We start from the raw sequence: 6,684 nt of genomic DNA, 5'->3' as shown, positions 1-6,684 counted from the left end.
CCGCCGCCTCGCCATGCCAGCGCATCAACAGGCTCGCGCCCGCTTCCTCGGTGGTCTCGATCTCGCCGCTCGACAGCATCGCGCCGGTGACGCCCTCGTCCTGCGAGACGCCGAGCAGCCAGTCGAGCGTCACCGCATGGCGCTCGGCGATGGTCAGCAGCGTCTCGACGCGCGGCAGCCGCGTGCTGCTGCCCGACAGCAGCAGCGACAGCGCCGAGCGGTCGATCCCGATTGCCTCCGCAAAGGCCGACTGGCTTTGCCGCGCGCGGTCGAACAGCGACCGCAGACGGGCGTGAAACACCTCCGCGAGGGCGCGCTTGTCCATTAGTTCACCATCTGTGACATTCATCACCGTTTATCGGGCTTCGTGTGCAGAATCAACGGATCGTCACCAAATACCCATAGGCGTGGACGCCGAAATCTGGGAGGCCGGTCGTCCCTCGAGGGCAACGGCAGCGCATGCAACAACGGACGGCGGCGGATTATGATCAGGTACGCCCGACGCGGCGCGGCACCGCGATCGAGTGGCGCACCGTCCTGCTGATTGCCGGATGCCATGCGACATGGCTCGCGGCCGGCCTTCTCTACACGGTCACCGCGCCCGGATCGGTGCTACTGCTCGCGCTTACGATCGTGCTCCATTCCTCGCTGCAGCACGAGGCGATCCATGGTCATCCGACGCGCCGCGCCGGCTGGAACGAGGCGCTGCTGTTCCTCCCGCTCGGCATGCTCGTGCCCTATCGCCGCTATCGCGACCTGCATCTGAGGCATCATGCCGACAGCCGGCTGACCGACCCCTATGACGATCCCGAAAGCTATTATCTGGCGCTCTGCGACTATCGGCGACTGCCGCGCGCGGTGCGGGTGTTGCTGTCCTGGAACAACCGGCTGCTCGTGCGGATGACGCTCGGCCCGTCGATCGCGGCGGTGGGTTTCTGGCTGGCCGAGTGTCGCCATCGCGGCGGCGACGCGACGCGCCGGCGCCGCGCCTGGCACTTGCACGCCCTCGGCCTGCTCGGCGTCGCGGCGATCGTCCATTTCGGTTTCGGGATGCCCGCTTACGCCTATCTCGGCGCGGCCTATCTGGCCCTCTCGCTGCTCGCGCTGCGATCCTTCTGCGAGCATCGCTGGGCCGCGGCGCCCGACGGACGGACGGTGATCGTCGAGCGCTCGCTGCTCGCGCCGCTGTTCCTCAACAACAATCTGCATCTCGTCCACCACAAGCATCCCGGCCTGCCCTGGTACGTGCTACCCGCAGCCTATCGCACGCGGCGCGCGCACTGGCAGGCGGTCAATGGCGGCTATGTGTTCCCCAACTACGCCGCGGTGATCCGCGCCTTCGCGCTGCGCCGCAAGGAGCCCGTCGCGCATCCCGAGTGCCGCCGCGGCTAACTCGGCGCCGGCGCCGGCCCCCCATCGCGTCGCCGGCATGCAGCAACAAAGCACCTGTCCCGCCATCCGAAAGTAACGATGCGGTTACCGATCCTGTCCTGCCATAGGCGACGCTTATGGCCGGCATAATCTTTCAGGGTCTTGCAATGCAGCATGGACAGGTCCGGGCGCCTCGACAACACTCGGCAAGCATAAAAGCCGCTCAAGCGGTGAGTCGGCGGGGGCCGATCGACGACGTATATAGCGTTACTCACTCTGTTCCGGGGGGAAGAAGATGAAATCGCGGTATCTGATGTCGTGCGCGGTCGCGGCGTTCCTGAGCGGCGGCGGCGCGACGGCCGCCTCGGCCGCAGACGCGGCACCGGCCGGCGCCGACGCTGCCGCGGTCGCCGCCAACAATGGCGAGATCATCGTCACCGCCACCCGCCGCAGCGAAAGTCTCCAGAAGGTCCCGCTGACCATCCAGGCCTTCACCGGCGACACGCTCAAACAGCTCAACGTCGTCAACTTCACCGATCTGCTCAAATATACGCCCAACGTCACCTACGGCAACAACGGCCCGGGCGCGGGATCGATCTTCATGCGCGGCCTGTCGACGGGCTTCGCGGGCAGCCAGTCGGCCTCGACGACGGGCTATTTCCCGAACGTCGCGCTCTATCTCGACGACCAGTCGATGCAATTCCCGTCGCGCAACGCCGACATCTATATGGCCGACATGGAGCGCGTCGAGGTGCTCGAGGGGCCGCAGGGCACGCTGTTCGGCGGTGGCGCCGAGGCCGGCGCGGTACGCTACATCACCAACAAGCCCAATCTGAGCAAGTTCGAGGGCCATTTCGAGGGCAGCGCAGGCGGCACCCTCTCCGGCGCGCCCAACGGCTCGTTCAACGCGACGATCAACATCCCGGTCATCGAGGACAAGATCGCCGTCCGCGCGGTCGTCTATGACGATCACCGCGGCGGCTATATCGACAATGTGCCCGGCACCTTCACCCGCTCCAGCGCCGATCACTATGCCAATTATCTCGGCAACGGCACGCAGTCCAATGCGGGCCAGTATAACAACGCCTCGCAGGTCAAGAACAATTACAACCCGGTCGATTATATCGGCGGCCGCATCGCGGCGAAATGGCAGATCGACGAGAATTGGGACCTGCTGATCTCCGAAATGTACCAGCATATGGACGCGGAGGGCACGTTCAACGAGGAACCCTACAGCCCCGACGGCGCCAAGCTCGCCAATTTGCAGACGGTCACCTTCGAGCCGAGCTACAACAAGGACAAATTCTCGAACACCGCCTGGACGCTCAACGGCAAGATCGGCGACTTCAAGCTGGTCTATACCGGCGCCTATATGGTCCGCCACATCGAGACGCAGCAGGATTACACCAACTATTCGCGCGCCTTCGGCGAATATTATCAGTGCACCGGCAGCGGCACCGGCATCGGCAAGGGCGCGCCGATGTGCTACGAGCCGTACAGCTATTGGCACGACAAGACGCGCAGCACGCATCTCAGCAACGAGGTGCGCATCGCCAGCCCCGACGACAAGCGCTTTCGCGTGATCGGCGGCGCCTTCTACGAGAAGTTCCGCATCTACGACAATATGGACTTCGACTATAAGACGACGCCGACCTGCACGCCCGCGCTGATCGCCACCGACACCGGCTGCCTCGGCCTTGTCCAGACCAATCCGGCCTCGACCGCCAACAATCCCGGCGTGCGCGGCCCCAACACCGCGTTCGGCGAGGACACGCAGCGCGGCTACGATCAATATGCCTTCTTCGGCTCGGCCGATTTCGACATCCTGCCCAATCTGACTCTCACCGGCGGCACGCGCTATTATCACTACAAGGAGTTCGAGACCGGCTCGCAGTATGAGACCACGGCGGGGAGCTGCGCCGAGGTGCTGGTCTGCGCCTCGGTCAATCCGGCGACCGGCCTCCCCTATGGCGGCGACGTCAATATCGACGGCAATGGCGACCGCGTCGTCTATCACGGCTTCAAGAGCCGCGCGACGCTGACCTGGAAGCCCAGCGCCTACACGATGCTGTTCGGCACGTTCAGCCAGGGCTTCCGCCCCGGCGGCTTCAACCGCACCTCGGCCAAGATCCTGCCCGATGCGGCAGGCAATCCGCAATATCTGCGCCCCAACGGCTATACGCCCGACACGCTGACCAACTGGGAGGTCGGCCTCAAGACCGATCTGTTCAACCACAAGGTCCAGTTCAACCTGTCGGCCTATTACATGATCTGGGACAATGTTCAGATCAACTTCTTCAATCCCGCCGGCGGCTTCGGCAACACCGCCTTCGTCACCAACGGCGCCGACTTCCACGTCAAGGGCCTCGAGGCGCAGCTGGTCGCGCGGCCGATGGCGGGGGTCAACGTCCAGGCGGGCTTCACCTACAACGACAGCAAGCAGGTCAGTTCGCCCTGCCTCACCTCGGACCTGCCCAACACGCTGACCAAGCCCGGCCAGTGCATCACCAGCTATTATAAGGGCGGCGCGCTCACCAACGTCCAGGCGCCGTTCGGCGCGCTCGGCTCGTCGCTGCCCTATGCGCCGCACGTCCAGGGCAATCTGCGTCTCCGTTACGATTGGGCGGGCAGGCAGGCGCTCAAATGGTGGGTCTCGGGCGGGGTGAGCTATACTGGGCCGACCTCGAACCAGCCCTCGACCTATCCGTCGGGCACGGGCATCGTCCCGCCGCTGTTCCCGGGCACGACGCTGCTGCGCTACCGCATGTCGGGCTATGCGATGCTCGACGCGCAGATCGGCGTCCGGCGCGATTCATGGAGCGCCTCGCTGTTCGGCGAGAATCTCTCCAACAGCCACGCCAGCACCTTCACCTCCTCGGCGCAGTTCATCAAATCCGAGGTCGTCGTCCGCCCGCTGACCTACGGCATGAAGCTCACCTACGACTTCTGATCGGTCGCGATCGGCCGCCGGGCCCGGCGGCGGATAGCGCTGGATTGCGGCGGGCGGCTCGGCCAAGGTGCCGGCCGCCCGCCCCTCCGACCCCGGATCTCAGAATCGTGACCATGTTAACCGGTTCGCCGCTCGAACAGGAGGTCGTGCGCCTGCGCCAGCTCGCCGGCGCCGGCCACCATGCCGAGGCGCTCGCGCAGCTCGAAGCCCCGCTCGGCGACTATCCCGAGAATCGCGATCTGCTGCTGATCAAGGCGGTCGGCGAGCGCCATCTCGGGCGCCTCGACGCGGCGCTGGCGACGCTCGCGACGCTGGGCGATCTCCACTCCAATTTCAGCCTGATGCACCAGGAGCGCGGCCTGTGCCACGTCGCGCGCAAGGACGCGCCGGCGGCGATCGAGGCGCTGCTGCGCGCGGTCAACATCAACCCCGCGCTGCCGATGAGCTGGCGGATGCTCGAGGGCGTCTACAGGCTCAGCGGCGATCTCGACAATGCCGCGGTCGCCGCGGGGCACCGCGACCTTCTCGCCGCGCTGCCGCCCGAGGTGGTCAGGGCGACGTCGCTCTTCTCCGACGGCGATCTGGCGCCCGCCGAGCAGATCGTCCGCGCCTTCCTGCTGCGCCACGGCGACCATCCCGAGGCGATGCGGCTGCTCGCCAAGATCGGCATGGCGCACGACGTGCTCGACGACGCCGAGCTGCTGCTCGAGGCGGTGGTGACGATGCTGCCCGATCATGCCGCGGCGCGCTACGACTATGCCCGCTGCCTCGTCGCGCGGCACAAATATCCCGAGGCGAAGGGCCAACTCGCCACGCTGCTCGCCGCCGACCCGCAGCATCTCGACTATCGCTCGCTCGCCGCCACCGCCGCGGTGGGGCTCGGCGAGCATGCCGCCGCGATCACGCTGTACCGCGCGATGCTCGCCGAGGTGCCCGACGCCCCCGACATCCTGCTCTGGCTCGGCCATGCGCTCAAGACGATCGGCGAGCTGCCCGAGGCGATCGACGCCTATCGCGCCGCCGCCGCCCGCGCCGATTTCGGCGACGCCTATTGGAGCCTCGCCAACCTCAAGACCTATCGCTTCACCGACGACGAGATTGCCGCCATGCGCACGCAGGAGGCGGCCGCGTCGACCGCCGCGGAGGACCGCATCCACCTGTGCTTCGCGCTCGCCAAGGCGCTCGAGGACCGCGACGAGACGCCCGACTCCTGGCGCTATTACGAGCGCGGCAATGCGCTGAAACGCGCCGAGAGCCGCTATCGGCCCGAGGTGATCGAGACCAACACCGCGCGGCAAATAGCGATCTGCACGCCCGACTTCTTCGCGCGCCGCGCCGGCTGGGGCGATCCGCGACCCGACCCGATCTTCATCCTCGGGCTGCCGCGGTCGGGCTCGACGCTGCTCGAGCAGATCTTGGCGTCGCACTCGCAGGTCGAGGGCACGCAGGAGCTCGCCGACATCCAGCGCCTCGTCCAGGATCTGCAGGGCCGCGACCCCGATCTCGACGATCCGCGCTACCCGGGCTCGCTCGCCGACCTGACGCAGTCCGACGTCCGCGCGCTCGGCGAACGCTATCTCGCCGACACCCGGGTCTACCGCAGCGACAGGCCCCGTTTCATCGACAAGATGCCCAACAATTTCCGGCACATCGGGCTAATCCATCTGATCCTGCCCAACGCCCGGATCATCGACGCGCGGCGCGATCCGATGTCCTGCTGCTTCAGCAACCTCAAGCAGCTGTTCGCCAACGGCCAGGAATTCTCCTACGGCGTCGACGACATCGCCCGCTATTATCGAACCTATCTGGATGTCATGGACCATTGGGATCGGGCGCTTCCCGGCCGCGTGCTGCGCGTCCAGCACGAGGATGTGATCGCCGATCTCGAGGGCAGCGTGCGCCGCATCCTCGACCATTGCGACCTCGCCTTCGAGCCGGGCTGCGTCGACTTCCACAAGAGCCGGCGCAGCGTGCGCACGCCGAGCTCCGAACAGGTGCGCCGTCCGATCTTCCGCGACGGGCTCGACCAGTGGAAGAAATATGCAGCCTGGCTCGCGCCGCTGCAGGACGCGGTGGAGCGCTATCGCGGCTAGCGGTGTCCCCGTCTCTTTCTTCGTCATCCCGGACTTGATCCGGGATCCATACGCGCCACGTCCGCTTCTTGGGCGGAGACCGCGCTCGTCATCGTCTCGCCGAGCCACGGACGCCTCGTCTATGGATCCTGACCGTCGTCAGGATGGCGGATGTGCAGAAACTTTAGCTCTTGAAAAAAAGAACCGTTTAGGTTATACGCTTGCCCCGTCCGCTATCGCCTCCGATCAGGGCGACGCAGCGGGCGGGACGGGGTGGCGGTGCGATCGGCC

At 66.3% G+C, this 6,684-nt stretch carries 4 protein-coding genes; 3 read left to right on the top strand and 1 reads right to left on the bottom strand.

The annotated features are described in order from the left end of the window. The coding region (locus Q0326_RS07985) for a helix-turn-helix domain-containing protein (RefSeq protein ID WP_298688936.1) at positions 1-325 on the bottom strand (325 nt) is incomplete at its 3' end. A 134-nt stretch (positions 326-459) separates the two neighbouring features. On the opposite strand from Q0326_RS07985, the gene Q0326_RS07980 reads away from it, so the two are divergent. The 3 genes from Q0326_RS07980 to Q0326_RS07970 all read left to right on the top strand — a co-directional run bounded on the left by Q0326_RS07980 (position 460) and on the right by Q0326_RS07970 (position 6,414). Then, positions 460-1,392 carry a fatty acid desaturase gene (locus Q0326_RS07980; RefSeq protein ID WP_298688934.1) on the top strand — a complete coding sequence of 311 codons (933 nt, stop codon included), beginning with the start codon at positions 460-462 and terminating at the stop codon, positions 1,390-1,392. Positions 1,393-1,666: 274 nt separating this feature from the next. After that, entirely contained in the window at positions 1,667-4,321 is a 2,655-nt protein-coding gene (locus Q0326_RS07975; protein WP_298688932.1) for a TonB-dependent receptor, read from the top strand. A gap of 113 nt (positions 4,322-4,434) precedes the next feature. Then, entirely contained in the window at positions 4,435-6,414 is a 1,980-nt protein-coding gene (locus Q0326_RS07970) for a tetratricopeptide repeat-containing sulfotransferase family protein (protein WP_298688938.1), read from the top strand. Positions 6,415-6,684 lie beyond the last annotated feature (270 nt).

The organism is uncultured Sphingomonas sp. (genome assembly GCF_937859915.1).
In the GTDB taxonomy this organism is placed as follows: domain Bacteria; phylum Pseudomonadota; class Alphaproteobacteria; order Sphingomonadales; family Sphingomonadaceae; genus Solisphingomonas.
The sequence above is the reverse complement of the archived record's forward strand: the minus strand, read 5'-3'. Positions and strand labels throughout refer to the sequence as shown.